The organism is Afipia massiliensis (genome assembly GCF_014203115.1).
Taxonomy (GTDB): domain Bacteria; phylum Pseudomonadota; class Alphaproteobacteria; order Rhizobiales; family Xanthobacteraceae; genus Afipia; species Afipia massiliensis.
Genome location: NZ_JACHIJ010000004.1, coordinates 255,926 through 273,920 on the forward strand (window position 1 = coordinate 255,926; position 17,995 = coordinate 273,920).

Here is a 17,995-nt window from a genome sequence, read left to right on the forward strand (position 1 = left end):
GTCGGTCAGCCCAGATCGTTGAAGGCGGGAGCATACTCGACGGATCCCGCGTCGGGCGCAGACGATGCAAGCCGCAGCGCCTGAAAATGCGGCCCTGCATATTGGCAATCGAACGTCGCCGCTGCCGACAGCGAAAAGCCAAAACGGCCATAGTAATCCGGATCACCCAGCACGAAGACGATGGTCTCGCCGGCCTCGCGAAGGTGCGTATGTCCCGCCTCGACCAGCATGCGGCCTACTCCGTTGCGCTGATGATCCGGCATCACCGCCAGCGGCGCGAGGCTGATGCCGGAAATGCGGCGCGCGCCTTGAATGATCCACAACCGCGAAAATCCGACATGACCGACAAGCTGTCCGTCCTGCTCCGCCACCAGCGACAGCACCAGATCGTTGTCGCGGCGCAGGTGCTCCACCAGATTAGCTTCCTCACAGGCTTCGTTGCGGCTCCCGAACGCGCGGCGAATGACGTTGCCGATCGCCACAATATCGCCGGCTGTTTCCGGGCGAACAATCATTGCGCCCGTGCCGGCGGCTTGAGCGGCGTGCCGTTCAGAAAGGCATCGGCTTTCATCGGTGGTTTCCCGGCGCGCTGCAATTCCAGAATCCGGATCGCACCGTCGCCGCAGGCGACTGTGAGCTTGTCGTCCAGCAGATCGCCCGGCGCACCCGAGCCCTTCGCCAGTTCACAGCGCAACACCTTGATGCGCACCGGCTCGCCGTCGATAGCAACCTCGAACCATGCGCCGGGAAACGGCGACAGGCCATGACAGTGGCGCAGCACCTCGCGCGCGGACTTGGTCCAGTCGATCCGCGCCTCGGCCTTGTCGATTTTCGCGGCGTAAGTGACGCCCTGCTCGCTCTGCTTCGTCAGTTGCAGGCCGCCGCGTGACAGCCCGCCCATCGCGCGCACCATCAGGTCCGCGCCGAGCGGCGCAAGCGCATCGTGCAGATCCTGCGCGGTCATGGTGTCGGCAATCAGCAGGCGTTCGGCCATCGCGACGTCGCCGGTGTCCAGCCCGGCATCCATCTTCATGATCATGACGCCGCTCTCGGCATCGCCGGACATGATCGCGCGCTGGATCGGCGCGGCACCGCGCCAGCGCGGCAGCAAGGACCCATGCAAGTTGAAACAGCCAAGCGGCACGGCTTCCAGAATGTTCTGCGGCAGGATCATGCCGTAAGCGACCACCACTGCCGCGTCGGCGTTGTACGCGCGAAACTCCGCTTCGGCTTCCGGAGTCCTCAAGGTCTTTGGCGTTAAAACAGGGATGCCGAGCTGGCGCGCGGCCTGCTCCACCGGCGTCGCCTGCAGTTTCATGCCGCGGCCGGCCGGCTTCGGCGCGCGCGTATACACCGCCGCGATCTCGTGACCATGGTCCGCGAGCATCAGCAGCGTCGGCACCGCGAAGTCCGGCGTGCCCATGAAGATCAGACGAAGCGGCATGCAAAAATCGCTTTCGGCGACTGGATTTATTTCGCCGCGAGCTTGGCGGCCTTGGTGAACTTCTTCATCACGCGGTCGCGCTTGAGCTTGGAGAGATAGTCCACAAACAGCACGCCGTTGAGGTGATCGATCTCGTGCTGGATGCAGGTGGCATAAAGCCCGTCGGCATCCTCCTCGTGGATCTTGCCGTCGATATCCATGAAGCGCACGCGCACCCGCGCCGGTCGCTCGACCTCTTCATAGTATTCCGGGATCGACAGGCAACCCTCTTCGTAGACCGAGAGTTCCTCGGACGACGACAGGATTTCCGGATTGATGAAGACGCGCGGCTCCTTCTCCCCCTCCTTTTTGGAGAGGTCCATGGTGATCAGCCGCAACGGCACCGCGATCTGGATCGCGGCGAGACCGATGCCCGGCGCCTCGTACATGGTTTCGAACATGTCGTCGGCGAGCGCCCGGATCTCCGGCGTGATCTTTTCGACCGGCTTGGAGATCAGCCGCAGCTGCTTGTCGGGGAGAATGATGATGTCACGATTGGCCATGGGCGCGATGTAATGGGAGCGCCCGCCGCGGTCAAACCCGTTGTGGCGTCAGGCGGTTGACCGGGCCGGCAAGCTGTTAACCAGCGATTAACCATAAAAATCAGGGAGTTGTTAACCATTTATGTTCCCTATTCGTTCGCGCCTGATGCCGAATCGGGTTACAAAGGCGGCATGAACGATATCCTTTTCATTGCTGGCGATGTGCCGGTCCGCATGAGCGCCGCCCTCATCGCATTCGGGGCGCTGGCTCTGCTTCTGCTGCTGACCATCGCCATTATCATCGCCCGCTCCGGCCGCAAAGGCGCTGAGGCCGCCATGGCGCAGGCCGTGCGCGCCGACGAGCTTGAGGAGCGGTTGGCCGAGGTGCTGCGCCTGCAGAGTGAATCCACCGGCCGCGTTCAGGAGATGGGACAGGCGCTGGTCGGGCGCCAGGCCGAGATGGCTCGCGCCGTCAACGAGCGGCTGGATTCGGTGACCCACCGCGTCGGCCAGTCGATGGAACAGACCACGCGCAACACCATGGACAGCCTGCGCGTGCTGCACGAACGCCTCGGCATTATTGACAACGCGCACAAGAATCTCACCGACCTCACCTCGCAGGTGACGACGCTGCGCGACGTGCTCGCCAACAAACAATCGCGCGGCGCGTTCGGTCAGGCGCGGATGGAAGCCATCGTACAGGACGGCATGCCGAAGGGCTCTTTCGCGTTCCAGCACACGCTGTCCAACAACAAGCGCCCGGACTGCGTGATATTCCTGCCCGACCAGCGGCCGCTGTGTGTCGATGCGAAATTCCCGCTGGAGGCTGTCACATCGCTGCGCGATGCGCGCAGCGACGAAGAGAAGAAATACGCCACCCAGCGGCTGCGGCAGGACGTGATGAAACACGTCACGGATATTGCCGACAAATACCTGATCCCCGGCGAGACGCAGGACACGGCGCTGATGTTTGTGCCGTCGGAGTCAGTCTACGCCGAGATTCACGACGGTTTCGATGACGTGATCCAGAAAGCCTACCGCGCACGCATCGTGCTGGTGTCGCCGTCGCTGCTGATGCTGGCGATCCAGGTGATGCAGCAGATCCTGAAGGACGCGCGGATGCGCGACGCCGCCGACCAGATCCGCACCGAAGTCATGCATATGTCGGACGATCTCGCCCGGCTGCGCGAGCGCGTCGTCAAGCTGCAGAAAGATTTCGGCAATGTGAACGAGGACGTGCGGCAGATCCTGATTTCCGCCGACAAGATCGAAAAGCGCGCCGGCCGTATCGAGGAACTGGATTTCAGCAAAGCCAGCGAGCCCGCTGAGACGCCGCGCGTCGTTGCGTCCAGCGGTTCCGATCTGTTTCCCACTCATCCGCTCCGCAAATTGCAGGCGGGGGAGTAGTCCCTTCCGCCATCCTGCTGCTGGACTCGCGACATATACGATGTCGTCCCCCGCGCAGGCGGGGAAAGATCACGCGCTTTCTTCACCTCTCGGAGAGGTCGACGTCTGAGCGCAGCGAAGGCGTCGGGTGAGGGGCTTCTTCGTGACTTCGCCCCTCACCCCAACCCTCTCCCCGTAAGAACGGGGAGAGGGAGAAGCGGCCCGAATCTGCTAACACCTCCCCCATGACAGCGCCTGAGACCGTCAAACAATCCGCAGCCAGCCCCCGCGCCTCGTGGCGCGAGGCGTGGGCGGTGTATCTGCAGCCACGCGTGCTGATCGTGCTGGTGCTCGGCTTCTCGTCAGGCCTGCCGCTCGCGCTGTCCGGCTCGACGCTGCTGGTGTGGATGCGGGAATCCGGCGTCGATCTCGGCACCATCGGCCTGTTCGCCCTGGTCGGCACGCCCTACACGCTGAAATTCCTCTGGGCGCCGCTGGTGGATGCGCTGCATGTGCCGCTGCTGACGAAGTGGCTGGGACGCAGGCGCGGCTGGCTGGTGTTCGCACAGTTGCTGCTGATCGCAGCGATCATGTTGCTCGCCGTGACCGATCCGGCGAAATCGCCGTTCTATGTCGCGCTCGGCGCGTTGCTGGTGGCTGCGGCGTCCGCCACGCAGGACATCGTGGTCGATGCCTTCCGCGTCGAGAGCCTGCCGGAGAGCGAGCAGGCCGCCGGCATGGCGGCCTATGTCGCGGCCTATCGTGTCGGCATGCTGATCTCGACGGCGGGCGCGCTGTTTCTGGTCAGCGGATTTGAAGCCACCGGCCTGACCAAATCGATCGCCTGGATGTGGGGCTATATCGCGATGGCGGCGATGGTGCTGATCGGCATGATCGCCGCACTGGTCGCCACCGAGCCGGAGCAATCGCGCCGCGCCGCGGAAGCCACCAGCGGCGAGAGCGCCCTCACTCGCGTCATTGGCGCTGCTGTCGGAGCGTTCACCGAATTTCTGACCCGCAAGGACGTCTGGGCGGTTCTTGCATTTGTCATTCTCTACAAGTTCACCGACTCGTTTTCCGGCACCATGACCGCGCCGTTCGTGATCGATCTCGGTTTCACCCGCAATGACTACGCCGCCATCGTCAAGGGCGTCGGGCTGGCCGCAACACTGGTCGGCGGGTTTGCCGGCGGATTCCTGGCGCGCGCATGGTCGCTCGAGGCGTGCCTGTGGACCGGCGGCGTGCTTCAGGCGATCTCGAATCTCGCCTTCGCGTGGCTGGCTTATGTCGGGTTGAACCAATGGGCGCTGGCGCTTGCGATCACGGTGGAGAATTTCACCGGCGCGATCGGCACGGTGATTTTCGTCGCTTATCTGTCATCGCTGTGCCAGAGCCCGCTGCATACCGCGACCCAGTATGCGCTGCTGACCGCGTTCGCGGCGATCGGCCGGACATATCTCTCAGCCGGCGCTGGCTATGTCGCGCAGGCGACCGGCTGGCCGGCGTTCTTCGTGCTCAGCGTACTGGTCGCGGTGCCGAGCCTGATCCTGCTGGCGTGGCTGCAGCGACGCGGGCATTTCGACACATTGAGACGGCGCGACGCCGTTCCAGCCGACGCTTAGTGCTTGGTCACGACGCTCCACTTGGAGACGATGGCGTCGCTCAGCTGCCCGGCGGCCTGCGCACAGGCCATCTCATTGGCCTTCAGTGCAATGCTCTTGCCGATAAAGGGCTTTAAAGCCGCTGCCTCGGCGTCGCTGCTGGTCACGATCTGAAACGTTTCAGGACCGGTTTCCAGATTGCACAGGCCGGTTGGCCCCGGCAGCCGCCGCGGTTCGCTGGTCAATTGATACGTAATGACGCGCTTTTTCTTCGGACCGGAGCGCATCGCGGTCAGTTGGCCCGACAACACCTCGCCGGTGTTGATCGGCTTGGCCTTCTGCTGCGCAAACGCACTGGAGGACATCAGAACAGCAAGGCAGCCCGCGGCAAGCATTGCGGGCACATTCGCGAACAGGCGGAGAATCATGCGGCTTCCATTTTGTGAAATCAGTTTCAAGGTAGATCAGAACAGCGTCCGCTGCCGCATGGCAGCCGACAAGGTTCCTTCATCGAGATAATCAAGCTCGCCGCCGACCGGCACGCCATGCGCCAGCCGTGTGACCTTGACGTTGGCATCCTGCAACAGGTCGGTGATGTAGTGCGCGGTGGTCTGGCCATCGACTGTTGCATTGAGTGCGAGAATGATTTCGGTGACCCGCGGGTCGAGCGCGCGCTGGACCAGCGCGTCGATGGTCAGGTCCTGCGGACCGACGCCATCGAGCGGCGACAGCGTCGCGCCGAGCACGTGATAAAAACCATTTGTGGCATGAGCGCGTTCGAGCGCCCAAAGATCAGCGACATCCGCCACCACGACGATGATCGAGGGATCGCGCCGTGTATCGGTGCAGACCGTGCAGGGATTCTGCGTATCGATATTGCCGCAGGTGTTGCAGACCTGAATCTTCTCAATCGCCACTTGCAGAGCCGACGACAGCGGCGTCATCAGGGCTTCGCGCTTCTTGATCAGATGCAGCGCCGCGCGCCGCGCCGAGCGCGGGCCAAGCCCCGGCAGCCGCGCCAGCAGCTGGATGAGACGTTCGATTTCGGGGCCGGCGACGGCAGTGGGCATGGGTACTTACGGCTCGCAGCAAGTTATGGATAAAGACCGGCGACCGCAGTATAGCTGTACCGGCCAGTGGGGTGGAGGGTTAGATGTTAGCGCGCCAGATCGCGATCGGCTTCGGCATCGCAGTTATTTTACCGTTACTTGTCTATTATGGCGTGGCTACATTTCATCCCATCCCCAAGCTACAGAACTTCGTGACAACGAGGCCGCCGTTGGCTCCTACCGCCACACCAGACGAGCGAAAAGAACACTTCGACCAGCAGCGACAGCAGCAAGAAAAATACAATGCCGCAGCTAGGGAATTCGCCCGCGTGCTGGCTATCGCAGCAACGCCGTTAGGTGTGGGCGCTATCCTCATTGGCGCTTATCTCACCCTCAACGTGATCGGTACAGGATTGATCTTCGGTGGCATCTTCACGGTGGCATGGGGATACTGGAGCTACTGGTCGTTTCTCGATGACTGGGTCCGGTTTGTGTCCTTACTCGCGGGTTTTACGGTTCTGCTTTTCGTTGGCATTTATCGGACGGCCAAACCAAGCAGCGCAGCTCCTTCGTAACCCGCGCCTGCGTCCCGGTCGTCCTCGATTTTATCAGCCGAGACCCAATCCCGGCGGCAGGCCGAGGCCGCCGGTCAGTGTCTGCATCTTTTCCTGCATGGCAGCTTCGGCCTTGCGCCGCGCATCGTTATGCGCCGTCACCAGCAGGTCTTCGAGAATCTCGCGCTCGTCCGCTTTCACCAGCGACGGATCGATTTTCACGGCCTTCACTTCGCCTTTGGCGGTCATGCGAACGCTGATCAACCCACCGCCGGAGGTGCCTTCGACCTCGATGGTTTCGAGTTCGTCCTGCAGCGCTTTCATCTTGGACTGAAGTTGCGCCGCCTGTTTCATCATGCCGAGAAAATCAGCCATGAACGGTCCTTTATCGAATTGAGTTAGAGATCGTCGTCTTCTTCGGCCGCGGCGACGGGTCCGGAGTCATCCGCGCCCGAGCCGGTATCCGGCGCGATGCGCCGCACATCGATCACCTGCGTGCCCGGGAATTTCGCCATCACCGCCTGCACGCGCGGGTCGGCATGAACGCCATCGGTGAGTTTTTCCTTCGCCGCCTGCGCCTGCGCGCGCAGCGTCGGCTGACCGGCCTCGTTAGACACGATCACGGTCCAGCGCCGCCCGGTCCACTGCTCGAGCTTGCGCGACAACTCATTGACAACGGAGCGCGCGGCGCTGCGTTCCAAAGAGACTTCGAGCCTGCCGTCTTCCATGCGCACCAGCCGCATGTCGGCTTCCAGCGCGGACTTGATCTGCAAATCGCGTTTTTCGCCGGTCAGAGCGACGAGTTCAGCGAACGTGTTCAGCCGCAGCACCGGCGCAGCCTCCACCGCAACAGGTGCGGGCGCAGGAGCGCTCATCTGTGGACGCGGCGAGGTATCGAGCGCGGGGCGCGTGCTGGATGCCACCGCGCGCAATTGCGAACCGTCATCGCCACCTGACGGCAGCGTCGCTGATGGCCCCCGCGGGGCGCTGTTGCCGACAACATTACCGCCAAACGTGGGCGACCCGCCGCCATTGGCATCGATCATCTTGATCGCCTCATCCGGCGTTGGCAGATCGGACACGTAGGCAATGCGCACCAGCACCATTTCGGCCGCAGCCTGCGGCCGTGTCGCCGCCTGCACTTCGGCAATACCCTTGAGCAGCATCTGCCACATCCGCGACAGCACCCGCATCGAGAGCTTGGCCGCGAAATCGCGTCCGCGCGTGCGTTCGGTTTCGCCTAGCGCCAGATTGTCCGCCGTCGCCGGCACGACCTTCACGCGGGTGACGAAGTTGACGAACTCGGCGAGATCGCTGAGCACCACCACCGGATCGGCGCCGGTGTCATACTGATCGCGGAATTCCTTGAAGGCTGCGGCGATATCGCCGCTCGCCAGCGACTGGAACAGATCGATCACGCGGGTGCGATCGGCGAGGCCCAGCATCTGCCGGACGTCCTCGGCGCGCACCATGCCCGCGGCATGTGCGATCGCCTGATCGAACAGCGACAGCGAATCGCGCACCGAGCCCTCGGCGGCGCGCGCGATCAGACCCAGCGCCTCGGGTTCGGTCTTGACGCCTTCCTTATCCGCAATGCTCGCCAGATGCGCCATCAGCACATCGGATTCGACGCGCCTGAGATCGAAACGCTGGCAGCGCGACAGCACCGTCACCGGAACTTTACGGATTTCGGTGGTGGCGAACACGAACTTGGCGTGCTCGGGCGGCTCTTCCAGAGTCTTCAGGAAGGCGTTGAACGCCTTCTCCGAGAGCATGTGGACTTCGTCGATGATGTAGACCTTGTAGCGCGCACTCGAAGGCGCATAGCGCACGCCGTCGGTGATCTGACGCACGTCGTCGATACCGGTATGTGAGGCAGCGTCCATCTCGAGGATGTCGATATGCCGGCTTTCCATGATCGCCTGGCAATGCACGCCCATCTTCGGCATGTGGATGGTCGGCCCTTTGACCGACCCGTCGGGCAATTCGTAATTCAGCGCGCGGGCGAGAATGCGCGCGGTCGTGGTCTTGCCGACGCCGCGAACGCCGGTGAGAATCCAGGCCTGCGGAACGCGCCCCGCCTCGAACGAATTCGAGATGGTGCGAACCATCGCTTCCTGGCCGATCAGATCCTCGAATGTGCCGGGACGATATTTGCGCGCGAGCACGCGATAGCCAGACCCCGAACCTGTCGATGGGGCTGGCGCTCCGCCGAGTGCAAAACCCGGCTGATCGTCCGCAGTCGCGCCGGCAATGTCAGCATCGGTCATCAATCGATCCGCGATTGAGCACGCTAGCATTAGGCGCGCGTTGCGCCGCTGCGGACGCACGAAAAAGAGAGGTAGGAGACTGACGAGCGACCCGATCCGGACCTCGTTAGGGCTGCTTCCTTCCGGACCTGACCCGGTTGGCGAGTGGCTCGTCCACCGCCAATCTCCCGGTCCCTATTTGGGGCCAAAACCGCAGGAAAGCAAGCGCGTGGCGGACCTTCGCACCATGTTGTTACGGCTGATGAAATCGGCGGCTTCCGGGCCCGGCGGCCGCAGATCCCACCCCGGTGGAACAAAGACATGGATGCCCCGCGCAAAGCCGGGCATGACAGGTGTTGTTTGCAACCCCGCACTCTGCAAAATTACGGGAACCCGCCAGTGTCCCGTATCCGACGTTCGCTTTATTATCCGGGACATCTCGAGCGAACGTCGGATACGAAGGACACTGGCAAATTATAATTGCTGGTGATCCTTTGGTTCTGACATTCGTAAAGGTGCCCGCGAAGGATTTGATACGAATGTCAGAACCGGATCACCAGAGAATCCAAATGTCCTCTTCCGCCTGGTCGCTCCATTCCACCCTCGAAAAAGACACCATCAACATCGGCGATCTGCCGCTGTCGCGTGTGCTCGTCATCAAGGATGCGAACTATCCGTGGCTGCTGCTGGTGCCGCGCCGCGCGGACATCATCGAGATCATCGATTTGAATGAGGTCGAACAGGCGCAGCTGATGACCGAGATCAACCGCGTCGCACGCGTGCTGAAGGAGGTCACCAAGCCCGACAAGATGAACATCGCGGCGCTGGGCAATGTCGTTCCGCAGTTGCATGTTCATATCATTGCACGCCGGACCTCGGACGCGGCGTGGCCGCGGCCGGTCTGGGGCGTGGTGCCGCCATTGGCCCACGATCCGCAGGAAATTGAAGCACTCATCGCCGCGCTTCGCCGCAAGATCTGGCTAAGCTAATTTTTCATAGAGCTGACAATCAATGACAACAAAAAATGATCCCTTTCCGCTCGGACAACCGGGCTTCGTGTCGCACCCGATCGACCGTGCGGCGCATGTCCGCACCGACGCCGAAAAACTGTTCGCACTGGAAACCCATCGCAACGCGCGAGCCTATGTGGTGCATCGCGATTCGCTCGTGGTCACCCTTGGCGCCGATGGTCCCCGCGCATTGCTGACGCTGGAAGAAGCGCAGAAGTTCGGCGCCAATCCCGGCACCATCTTTCTCGGCCTGCACGAGGGTGCGGCGATTTTCGGCATGGGCATCAGCGCCACAGCCGCCGAGGACCTGATGGGCCGTCAGGATGTCGGCGTGGAAAACCTGCGCGCCGTCGCCGCAAGCGGAGCTATACCGGCGCGCGAGCTCTCCACGATTGCGATGGCAAAGTCGCTGGTGAGTTGGCATCAGCGCCACGGCTTCTGCGCCAATTGCGGTGCGCGCTCGGCCATGGCGGACGGCGGCTGGAAGCGCGTATGTCCCACCTGCAAGACCGAGCATTTTCCGCGCACCGATCCGGTCGTGATCATGCTGGTCACAGCGGGTGACAAGTGCCTGATGGGGCGACAGTCACAGTTTCCACCGACCATGTGGTCGTGCCTTGCGGGTTTCGTCGAAGCGGCGGAAACCATCGAGAACGCGGTACAGCGCGAGATTCTGGAAGAGGCCGGCATCCACTGCACCGACGTGCGCTACTACATGACGCAGCCGTGGCCTTATCCGTCATCGCTGATGATCGGCTGCACCGCGCGCGCCACCACCACGGACATCGTCGTCGACAAAACCGAGCTTGAAGATGCACGCTGGTTTAGCCGGGACGAGGCCGTGAAGATGCTCGCCAAGACCCATCCCGAGGGCATGACAGGCCCTCATCCGGTCGCAATCGCGCACCACCTTCTGGCGAACTGGCTCGCGGAAACAGCTTGAAATTCCTGACGGTTCCCTTGAACGGGAACCGCATCGCGTGTCATCGATTGTCTTGGTCACGGCCATTTCGGGCGAGGCGCAGTGTCAGTGAATATCCACAATCAAGCACGCAAAAAATCACCACGGATTGTCTGCATCGGCATGCCGGTGCGCGATCTGATTTTCCGCGTACCGGAAGTTCCGGCGCGCGGACAGAAGGAGTATGCCAGCGAGTTCGTTGAGGTCGCCGGCGGCAATTCGCCCAACGCCGCGATTTCGATTTCGCGACTCGGTGGGCGCGTTCTGCTCTCAGGGCCGATCGGCGGTGCGCTTGCTGCGAGCAATGCCACCATCGAGGATCAATTCAGGAGTGAGGGCATCGACACCAGCGGCCTCGTGGTCGTCAATGATGTGGTCACGCCGATCTCCAGCGTCCTGATCGATCCGAGCGGAGAACGCACCATCGCCACTTTCCGCGATCCGAAACTGTGGACCGTGGCGCTGCCGCCATCGGACACACTGCTCGCGGACTGCGACGCCATTCTGATCGAGAGCCGGTGTGCGGAATTCGGGACCGATGTGTGCGCCGAAGCGCATCGCCGCGGCATCCCCGTTGTCGTCGACGGCGACCGCATGATGTCGATGCGCGAAGGCCTGTTGCAGGTGTCGTCGCACATCATCTTTTCCGCGGAAGCGCTGCACGCCACCGCCGGCGAAAGCGACGACGTGACAGCGCTGCGCAAGATCGCAAAGGTGACGCCGGCATTGCTCGGCGTCACCTCAGGCTCCAAGGGGGTAATCTGGCTCGACCAGCAGGGTGAGCCAAAGCAGATGCCGGCTTTCCCGGTCCATACCGTGGATACGCTGGGCGCGGGCGACGCCTTCCATGGCGCGTTCACCCTGGCGATCGCCGAAGGCCTTGCGCTGGAAGCGGCCATGCGTTTCGCCTCGGCCACGGCTGCACTCAAATGCACGCGCTTCGGCGGGGCCTTTGGCTCCCCGCAACGCATTGAAGTTGAAGAGTTTTTATCATCTAACCCGGTCGAGGCGATGGTATAGAGGCTCTCTAAAGGCCCGGATTTGGGCTTGTCTGAGAAGAATTTTCTATATATGAGGGTTTCAATCCTCAATTATGGAAGAAAGTTCTTTTCATGTCCGACGCCGCCGTTGTCATCGCTGACGCCCCGCGCCGCCTTGACGCCATCGACCGCAAAATTCTGACCGTGCTCCAGGACGACGCCTCGCTGTCGGTGGCCGAAATCGGCGACCGGGTCGGGCTGTCCTCGACGCCGTGCTGGAAGCGCATCCAGCGCATGGAAGCCGAGGGCATCATCCTGCGCCGCGTGGCACTGGTCGATCAGAACAAAATCGGCCTCGGAATTTCGGTGTTCGTGTCGGTGGAAAGCGGCGATCATTCCGACGCCTGGCTGAAGAAATTCGCTGACGCCGTCAGCGCCATGCCTGAAGTGATGGAGTTCTATCGCATGGCGGGCGACGTCGACTATATGCTGCGCGTGGTCGTCGCCGACATGCAGAGCTACGACATTTTCTACAAGAAGCTTATCAGCGCAGTGGCATTGAAGAACGTCACCTCGCGCTTCGCGATGGAGAAGATCAAGTCGGTCACGGCGCTGCCGGTGCCTGCAATCAGCGCGGCGTAGTCATCTGCTAAATGAAATCAGGCCGTCTCCGCGAAGGCGGAGACGGCCTGAGCATTTTATCGGTCTCAGATCTTCTGATTGTACTCGCCGACTTCCGGATGGGCGCGCAGCACCGAATCCATCGCCTCGAACATGTCGCGCATGCGCTGTTCGGAGACCGGGCTCTCGACCACGACCACAAGCTCGGGCTTGTTGCTCGAGGCGCGCACCAGCCCCCAGCTGCCGTCCTCGCAGGTGACGCGCACGCCGTTGACCGTGACCAGATCGCGGATCGGCTGACCGGCGACCTTGGCACCCTTCGCCTTCAAATCCTCGAAATGCTTCACGACCTGCGTGACGATGCCGTACTTGGTCTCGTCCGAGCAGTGCGGCGACATGGTCGGCGACGACCAGGTTTTCGGCAACGCGTCCTTCAGATCCGCCATGGTCTTGCCGGCGGCGTGGTCCAGCATGTCGCAGATCGCGATCGCGGAAACGAGGCCATCGTCATAGCCGCGTCCGATCGGCGCATTGAAGAAAAAGTGGCCCGACTTCTCGAACCCCGCCAGCGCCTTCAGCTCGTGGGTGCGGCGCTTCATGTAGGAATGGCCGGTCTTCCAGTAGGTCGTGTGTGCGCCCTGCTTCTGCAAAACTGGATCGGTCACGAACAGGCCGGTGGACTTCACGTCGACCACGAACTGCGCGTTCTTGTGGATCGCGGACATGTCGCGCGCCAGCATCACGCCGACCTTGTCGGCGAAGATTTCCTCGCCGGTGTTGTCGACCACGCCGCAGCGGTCACCGTCACCGTCAAATCCGAGACCGACATCGGCCTTGTGCTCAAGCACCGCATCGCGGATCGCGTGCAGCATTTCCATATCTTCGGGATTCGGATTGTATTTCGGGAAGGTGTGATCCAGTTCCGTATCGAGGCGAATGACCTCGCAGCCGATCGCTTCCATCACCTGCGGCGAGAACGCGCCCGCGGTGCCGTTGCCGCAGGCGACCACAACCTTCAGCTTGCGCTTGAGTTTGGGGCGCTTGGTCAGATCGGCGATATAGCGCGCCGGAAAATTCTCGACGAAGTGATACGAGCCCGCGGGCTTGAGCTTGAAATCGGCGTTGAGCACGATTTCCTTGAGGCGATTCATTTCATCCGGCCCGAAGGTCAGCGGGCGGTTCGCACCCATTTTCACGCCGGTCCAGCCGTTGTCGTTGTGCGAGGCGGTAACCATGGCGACGCAAGGCACGTCGAGTTCGAACTGCGCAAAATACGCCATCGGCGTCACTGCGAGGCCGATGTCATGCACCTTGCAGCCGGACGCCAGCAGGCCCGAGATCAGCGCATACTTGATCGAGGCCGAGTAGCTGCGGAAGTCGTGCGCGGTGACGATCTCCTGCTTTTGTCCCATCTCGCCGATCAGGGTGCCGAGGCCCATGCCCAGCGCCTGAATGCCCATCAGGTTGATTTCTTTCCCGAACAGCCAGCGCGCATCGTATTCGCGGAAGCCGGTCGCCTTCACCATCGGCTCTGATTCGTAGGCATAGGTATTGGGAACGAGTTCGGGCTTCGGCTTCGGAAACATTCAGATGGCCTCGTGACAATGCGGGCGGGCGATATCCAGCAGCTTTAGCGAATGCTTGGAACCGTGGAAAGGCGGGAGCCAAGCATTTACGAACGAATTGCGGCATATTGGCAGCTAACCCGTGCAGCTTTCATTCAGATCGGATACGCATGACCGACCGCCGCCTTGAGTATCCCGCCACCTTGCGCAACCGCGACGCCATTCTTGATGTGCTGCGCGGCGTGCTGCCGGCGTCCGGACTAGTGCTCGAGATTGCCAGCGGATCGGGCGAGCATATCGTGCATTTCGCACGGGCGTTTCCCGGCCTGACATTTCAGCCCTCCGATCCCGAGGAAGCCGCCCTGCAAAGCATACAGGCGTGGACGCTGGACAGCGGCCTCGCCAACGTGCGGCCGCCGGTGATGCTGGATGCATTGTCAGAGCGCTGGCCGGTGACCGCGGCGAATGCTGTTCTCTGCATCAACATGATTCACATCGCGCCGTGGCGGGCGACGGAGGGCCTGTTTCATGGCGCAGCGAAATTGCTGCCCGGCGGCGCGCCGCTGTATCTGTACGGGCCTTACCGGCGCGCTGGTGTCGTCACCGCACCGAGCAACGAGGCGTTCGATGCAAGTCTCAAGGCACGGAACGAAGAATGGGGTTTGCGCGATCTGGAAATAGTCGCTGATCTGGCGCGGTCGGTGGGATTCTCAGGGCCGGTGGTCACCGAAATGCCGGCGAACAACCTGAGTGTGGTGTTCCGGCGGGTGTGATCCGAAAGCGAAGCTTACTGCTCCATCACCAGCTTGCTGCCGGCGAATTCATAGCGCCTGAGCTTCGACAGGAACGACAGGCCGAGCAGGTTTTCCGAGAGCGCCTCGTCGGGCAGCACCAGCGCATCGACATCGCGCACGACAAGCCCGCCGATGTCGACCATCGCAAGTCGCGTGCGAGCGGCCTTGATCGATCCGTTGGCGGTGGAAACATTCGCGGTGTAGTCGCTGGGCCGCGGCCGGACACCGATTTCCGCCGCCGACGATTCGTTCAGCGCGATCACCGACGCGCCAGTATCGACCATGAAGCCCAGCCGGCGGCCATCGACACGGCCTTCGGTCTGGAAATGGCCGCGGCTGTCGCGCGGAATGGTGAAACTGCGGAGGCCGGCATTGCCGGTGGTTATCGGCTGCACCGACGCGAAAGCGTTCATGGCCTTGGCCTTGTCGACCGCCTTGGCCTGCGCCTTCTCGGTGGTGATGGTGTCCGCGACTTTCGCCATGGACGTGCCGAACACGATCAGAATGGCCGCCAGAATCATGATGCTACGCATAACGCATACGCCTGTACTCACCGGTCCCGCGCCAAAGCTTATGGGAACCACATCACAATGGGCCGAAAGCTGACCGTCCGGTCCCGGCAAAGAGGGCTTTTTCCGAGATAAGGGTGAGGGAAGTATTAAGCGCGCCTCAGGAACCGCCCCGAAGGGCGGCTTTACGTCCCGCGCGGCTTGACCCGGCGGGTGGGTAGCGCGGACGCCGGATCTTCCGGCCAGGGATGACGCGGGTAGCGTCCGCGCAAATCGGAGCGAACGGCTGCATAGGACCCGCGCCAGAAGCCCGGCAGATCGCGCGTCACTTGCACCGGGCGATGCGCGGGAGACAGCAGTTCGAGCACCAGCGGAATCTTCCCCTTCGCGATCGACGGGTGCACGTTGAGCCCGAACAGTTCCTGCAACCGAACCGCAATGGTCGGCCCCTGCTCGGCTTCATAGTCGATCGGCAGCAACGTTCCCGTCGGCGCCTCAAAGTGCGTCGGCGCTTCGCGGTCGAGCCGCGCGCGCAATTCCCATGGCAGCAGATTCATCAGCGCATCGGACAGGTCGCCGGCGGAAAAATTCGCCAACGAGGTCTTGTCGAACAGAACAGGCACGAGCCATTCGCTGCGTGTATCTGCCAGCGCGTTGTTGGAGAGATCAGGCCAGTCTTCAGGCGACGCCGCACGCAGAAACATCACGCGGTCGCGCCATTGCTTGAGCGGCTTCGACCATGGCAACCGATCCAGCCCCAAAGCGACAAGACCGTCGGCCAACACGCGCGCGGTGTCCGCCGAGGGCGAGACCTGTAGGGTTTGCTCCGAGAGCGTGATCGCGTGGAGCTTCTTCCTGCGCCGCGCCCGCAGCGCCATCGCGGACCTGTCGAACGTGATCTCGTCGTCGGTCTGGATGTGATCGGCGAACTGCGCCTCGATCTCGCCCTGCGTGATCGGCGCCGCCAGCAGGATACGTCCGTTCGCCGCCGTGCCGGTCAGTTCTGCGACGGCGATGTAAGGCGATTTCGCCAGCGCCGATGTTTGTTCAACGCTCGCGCCGCGTCCGTTGGCCAGCACGAAGGAGCCGTTGCCGCGATTGCGCGCGACGCGATCAGGAAAGGCCAGCGCGAGCATGAGCCCCGTGGAGAGCGAGCGATCCGTCACATCGAACGGCTCATTCGCCGCCACCTGCCTGGCCCAGCGCTCTACGAGCTGCCGCGCGGCTTGCGCGCGCTGCGAACGGTCGCGGCGGAATTGATCCAGTCGTGCATCAAGATCGGCGCTGTCGCCGCCAAGCCCGCGTTCAGTGAGAATCGCGGCGATCAACGCGGCCTCCTCACCAGAACCCAGCCGATGCGAATCCACGATCATGCGTGCAAGGCGCGGCGGCAGCGCCAACGCGCGCAGGCTGTTGCCTTCAGGCGTGATCCGGCCGGTCTCATCAAGCGCGTTCAGTTCGCGCAGCAGCGCACGCGCCTCGGTCAGCGCCGGGAGCGGTGGGGAATCGAGAAATGCCAGCGCCGATGGATCGCTCGCGCCCCAATGGGCGAGGTCCAGCACCAGCGACGACAAATCAGCCGAGAGAATCTCCGGCCGCGTATAGGCCTCCAACGACGCAGTCTGCGGCTCGTCCCACAGCCGGTAACAGATGCCGGGCTCGGTGCGGCCTGCACGTCCTCGGCGCTGATCAACGGCGGCGCGCGAGGCGCGGACGGTTTCCAGCCGCGTGAGACCGATATCCGGCTCATAGCGCGGCACCCGCGCCATGCCGGAATCGACCACGATCCGCACGCCCTCAATCGTCAGCGACGTCTCCGCAATCGACGTCGCCAGCACCACCTTGCGCTGTCCCCTAGGCGGCGGCGAAATCGCGCGATCCTGCACGGTCGCATCGAGCGCGCCGAACAGCGGCACGATCTCGGTGTTGGGATCGCTGACGCGCTCGCTAAGAAATGTCTGGGTACGGCGAATTTCGGCGGCACCCGGCAGAAACGCCAGCACCGATCCGTTGTTGGCATGCAGCGCCATGCCGATGGCATCCGCCATCTGCCGTTCGATCTGAACATCCGGCTTGCGGCCGAGGTAGCGCGTGTCGACCGGAAACGCGCGGCCTTCGCTGGCGATCACCGGCGCATCGCCGAGCAGCTTCGCCACCCGCGCGCCATCGAGTGTCGCCGACATCACCAGGATGCGCAGATCCTCGCGCAGTCCGATTTGCGCATCGCGCGCCAACGCAAGGCCCAGATCCGCATCAAGCGAGCGTTCGTGGAATTCGTCGAACAGCACCGCGGCGACGCCGGATAATTCCGGATCGTCGAGAATCTGCCGGGTGAAGATGCCCTCGGTGACCACTTCGATCCGCGTCGCGCGCGAGACTTTCGAACCGAAACGCACACGATAGCCGACGGTCTCACCGACGCGTTCGCCCAATGTGTGCGCCATGCGCTCGGCGGCGGCGCGCGCCGCTATCCGGCGCGGCTCCAGCACGATGATCTTTTTCGTTCCAACCCAATCCGCGTCCAGCAGCGCCAGCGGCACGCGCGTGGTCTTGCCCGCACCGGGCGGCGCGACCAGCACGGCGGTGCTGCTGCGTGCGAGCGTCGATGTCAGTTGATCGAGAACCGCATCGATGGGAAGAGGTGTGGAGAAGTTCATGCTGTTTCTATAATGCGTCATGGCCGGGCTTGTCCCGGCCATCCACGTCTTGCTGCGCATTTAGTCCGTCGGCATTTGCAAAAATTTCTGCGTC

General features: G+C 62.7%; 17 protein-coding genes, 1 other RNA gene and 1 pseudogene. 8 read left to right on the forward strand and 11 right to left on the reverse strand.

Features of this window, described 5'->3' with window-relative positions:
• Window positions 1-5 precede the first annotated feature (5 nt).
• From HNQ36_RS15045 to def, 3 genes are read right to left on the reverse strand one after another with little or no spacing between them, the layout of a single operon-like run.
• Complete coding sequence (locus HNQ36_RS15045; protein WP_184086408.1) at window positions 6-515, reverse strand: GNAT family N-acetyltransferase; 510 nt, start codon at window positions 513-515, stop codon at window positions 6-8.
• On the reverse strand, window positions 512-1,444 hold the full coding sequence (gene fmt / locus HNQ36_RS15050) for a methionyl-tRNA formyltransferase (protein ID WP_184086410.1): 933 nt from the start codon (window positions 1,442-1,444) through the stop codon (window positions 512-514). Before fmt ends, HNQ36_RS15045 begins: the two co-directional genes overlap by 4 nt.
• Window positions 1,445-1,470: 26 nt before the next feature.
• A complete protein-coding gene (gene def / locus HNQ36_RS15055) occupies window positions 1,471-1,986 on the reverse strand; it encodes a peptide deformylase (RefSeq protein WP_184086412.1) in 516 nt (171 codons plus the stop codon).
• 171 nt (window positions 1,987-2,157) lie between these two features.
• Here def and HNQ36_RS15060 point away from each other — a divergent pair, with 171 nt between their 5' ends.
• Both HNQ36_RS15060 and HNQ36_RS15065 read left to right on the forward strand, forming a co-directional pair.
• Window positions 2,158-3,372, forward strand: coding sequence for a DNA recombination protein RmuC (locus tag HNQ36_RS15060; RefSeq protein ID WP_184086414.1), 1,215 nt, complete (start codon window positions 2,158-2,160; stop codon window positions 3,370-3,372).
• Between the two features lie 224 nt (window positions 3,373-3,596).
• Window positions 3,597-4,973, forward strand: coding sequence for an AmpG family muropeptide MFS transporter (locus tag HNQ36_RS15065; protein WP_184086416.1), 1,377 nt, complete (start codon window positions 3,597-3,599; stop codon window positions 4,971-4,973).
• Here the strand turns inward: HNQ36_RS15065 and HNQ36_RS15070 are convergent.
• Window positions 4,970-5,380 carry a hypothetical protein gene (locus HNQ36_RS15070; protein WP_184086418.1) on the reverse strand — a complete coding sequence of 137 codons (411 nt, stop codon included), beginning with the start codon at window positions 5,378-5,380 and terminating at the stop codon, window positions 4,970-4,972. The two genes, HNQ36_RS15065 and HNQ36_RS15070, sit on opposite strands and share 4 nt — an antisense overlap.
• Window positions 5,381-5,416: 36 nt before the next feature.
• Complete coding sequence (gene recR, locus HNQ36_RS15075) at window positions 5,417-6,022, reverse strand: recombination mediator RecR (protein WP_184086420.1); 606 nt, start codon at window positions 6,020-6,022, stop codon at window positions 5,417-5,419.
• 83 nt (window positions 6,023-6,105) lie between these two features.
• Here recR and HNQ36_RS15080 point away from each other — a divergent pair, with 83 nt between their 5' ends.
• Entirely contained in the window at window positions 6,106-6,576 is a 471-nt protein-coding gene (locus HNQ36_RS15080) for a hypothetical protein (protein WP_184086423.1), read from the forward strand.
• 33 nt (window positions 6,577-6,609) lie between these two features.
• On the opposite strand, the pseudogene HNQ36_RS15085 reads toward HNQ36_RS15080, so the two are convergent.
• From HNQ36_RS15085 to ffs, 3 genes and pseudogenes are all read right to left on the reverse strand, one after another.
• Window positions 6,610-6,936 (reverse strand): annotated as a pseudogene (locus tag HNQ36_RS15085) (YbaB/EbfC family nucleoid-associated protein); the annotation flags it as partial.
• A gap of 17 nt (window positions 6,937-6,953) precedes the next feature.
• Window positions 6,954-8,825, reverse strand: a complete 1,872-nt coding sequence (locus tag HNQ36_RS15090; protein ID WP_184086425.1) for a DNA polymerase III subunit gamma/tau — start codon at window positions 8,823-8,825, stop codon at window positions 6,954-6,956.
• A gap of 71 nt (window positions 8,826-8,896) precedes the next feature.
• Window positions 8,897-8,993, reverse strand: an RNA gene (gene ffs / locus HNQ36_RS15095) — signal recognition particle sRNA small type.
• A 380-nt stretch (window positions 8,994-9,373) separates the two neighbouring features.
• Between ffs and HNQ36_RS15100 the strand changes: the two genes are divergently transcribed.
• The 4 genes from HNQ36_RS15100 (at window position 9,374) to HNQ36_RS15115 (ending at window position 12,397) form a co-directional block, all read left to right on the forward strand.
• Window positions 9,374-9,793, forward strand: a complete 420-nt coding sequence (locus HNQ36_RS15100; RefSeq protein ID WP_184086427.1) for an HIT domain-containing protein — start codon at window positions 9,374-9,376, stop codon at window positions 9,791-9,793.
• Window positions 9,794-9,815: 22 nt separating this feature from the next.
• Window positions 9,816-10,757: an NAD(+) diphosphatase gene (nudC, locus tag HNQ36_RS15105; protein WP_046827830.1), complete on the forward strand. Its 942-nt coding sequence runs from the start codon at window positions 9,816-9,818 to the stop codon at window positions 10,755-10,757.
• Window positions 10,758-10,844: 87 nt separating this feature from the next.
• Window positions 10,845-11,795 (forward strand): PfkB family carbohydrate kinase, encoded by a 951-nt coding sequence (locus HNQ36_RS15110; protein ID WP_184087073.1) that lies wholly within the window; start codon window positions 10,845-10,847, stop codon window positions 11,793-11,795.
• A 92-nt stretch (window positions 11,796-11,887) separates the two neighbouring features.
• A complete protein-coding gene (locus tag HNQ36_RS15115) occupies window positions 11,888-12,397 on the forward strand; it encodes an Lrp/AsnC family transcriptional regulator (protein ID WP_046827832.1) in 510 nt (169 codons plus the stop codon).
• Between the two features lie 65 nt (window positions 12,398-12,462).
• Here the strand turns inward: HNQ36_RS15115 and HNQ36_RS15120 are convergent, their stop codons facing one another.
• Window positions 12,463-13,962, reverse strand: a complete 1,500-nt coding sequence (locus tag HNQ36_RS15120) for a phosphomannomutase/phosphoglucomutase (RefSeq protein WP_184086430.1) — start codon at window positions 13,960-13,962, stop codon at window positions 12,463-12,465.
• A gap of 149 nt (window positions 13,963-14,111) precedes the next feature.
• On the opposite strand from HNQ36_RS15120, the gene HNQ36_RS15125 reads away from it, so the two are divergent.
• Window positions 14,112-14,714: a DUF938 domain-containing protein gene (locus tag HNQ36_RS15125; protein WP_184086432.1), complete on the forward strand. Its 603-nt coding sequence runs from the start codon at window positions 14,112-14,114 to the stop codon at window positions 14,712-14,714.
• A gap of 14 nt (window positions 14,715-14,728) precedes the next feature.
• Here HNQ36_RS15125 and HNQ36_RS15130 read toward each other — a convergent pair whose 3' ends face one another.
• On the reverse strand, window positions 14,729-15,268 hold the full coding sequence (locus tag HNQ36_RS15130; RefSeq protein ID WP_184086434.1) for a TIGR02281 family clan AA aspartic protease: 540 nt from the start codon (window positions 15,266-15,268) through the stop codon (window positions 14,729-14,731).
• 161 nt (window positions 15,269-15,429) lie between these two features.
• Complete coding sequence (gene hrpB, locus HNQ36_RS15135; RefSeq protein WP_184087075.1) at window positions 15,430-17,901, reverse strand: ATP-dependent helicase HrpB; 2,472 nt, start codon at window positions 17,899-17,901, stop codon at window positions 15,430-15,432.
• Between the last annotated feature and the right edge of the window lie 94 nt (window positions 17,902-17,995).

Excerpts from the sequence above, each read along its gene's own strand:
- HNQ36_RS15045 (WP_184086408.1), bottom strand. The coding sequence starts at position 515 with ATGATTGTTCGCCCGGAAACAGCCGGCGATATTGTGGCGATCGGCAAC.
- fmt (WP_184086410.1), bottom strand. The coding sequence starts at position 1,444 with ATGCCGCTTCGTCTGATCTTCATGGGCACGCCGGACTTCGCGGTGCCG.
- def (WP_184086412.1), bottom strand. The coding sequence starts at position 1,986 with ATGGCCAATCGTGACATCATCATTCTCCCCGACAAGCAGCTGCGGCTG.
- HNQ36_RS15060 (WP_184086414.1), top strand. The coding sequence starts at position 2,158 with ATGAACGATATCCTTTTCATTGCTGGCGATGTGCCGGTCCGCATGAGC.
- HNQ36_RS15065 (WP_184086416.1), top strand. The coding sequence starts at position 3,597 with ATGACAGCGCCTGAGACCGTCAAACAATCCGCAGCCAGCCCCCGCGCC.
- HNQ36_RS15070 (WP_184086418.1), bottom strand. The coding sequence starts at position 5,380 with ATGATTCTCCGCCTGTTCGCGAATGTGCCCGCAATGCTTGCCGCGGGC.
- recR (WP_184086420.1), bottom strand. The coding sequence starts at position 6,022 with ATGCCCACTGCCGTCGCCGGCCCCGAAATCGAACGTCTCATCCAGCTG.
- HNQ36_RS15080 (WP_184086423.1), top strand. The coding sequence starts at position 6,106 with ATGTTAGCGCGCCAGATCGCGATCGGCTTCGGCATCGCAGTTATTTTA.
- HNQ36_RS15090 (WP_184086425.1), bottom strand. The coding sequence starts at position 8,825 with ATGACCGATGCTGACATTGCCGGCGCGACTGCGGACGATCAGCCGGGT.
- HNQ36_RS15100 (WP_184086427.1), top strand. The coding sequence starts at position 9,374 with ATGTCCTCTTCCGCCTGGTCGCTCCATTCCACCCTCGAAAAAGACACC.
- nudC (WP_046827830.1), top strand. The coding sequence starts at position 9,816 with ATGACAACAAAAAATGATCCCTTTCCGCTCGGACAACCGGGCTTCGTG.
- HNQ36_RS15115 (WP_046827832.1), top strand. The coding sequence starts at position 11,888 with ATGTCCGACGCCGCCGTTGTCATCGCTGACGCCCCGCGCCGCCTTGAC.
- HNQ36_RS15120 (WP_184086430.1), bottom strand. The coding sequence starts at position 13,962 with ATGTTTCCGAAGCCGAAGCCCGAACTCGTTCCCAATACCTATGCCTAC.
- HNQ36_RS15125 (WP_184086432.1), top strand. The coding sequence starts at position 14,112 with ATGACCGACCGCCGCCTTGAGTATCCCGCCACCTTGCGCAACCGCGAC.
- HNQ36_RS15130 (WP_184086434.1), bottom strand. The coding sequence starts at position 15,268 with ATGCGTAGCATCATGATTCTGGCGGCCATTCTGATCGTGTTCGGCACG.
- hrpB (WP_184087075.1), bottom strand. The coding sequence starts at position 17,901 with ATGAACTTCTCCACACCTCTTCCCATCGATGCGGTTCTCGATCAACTG.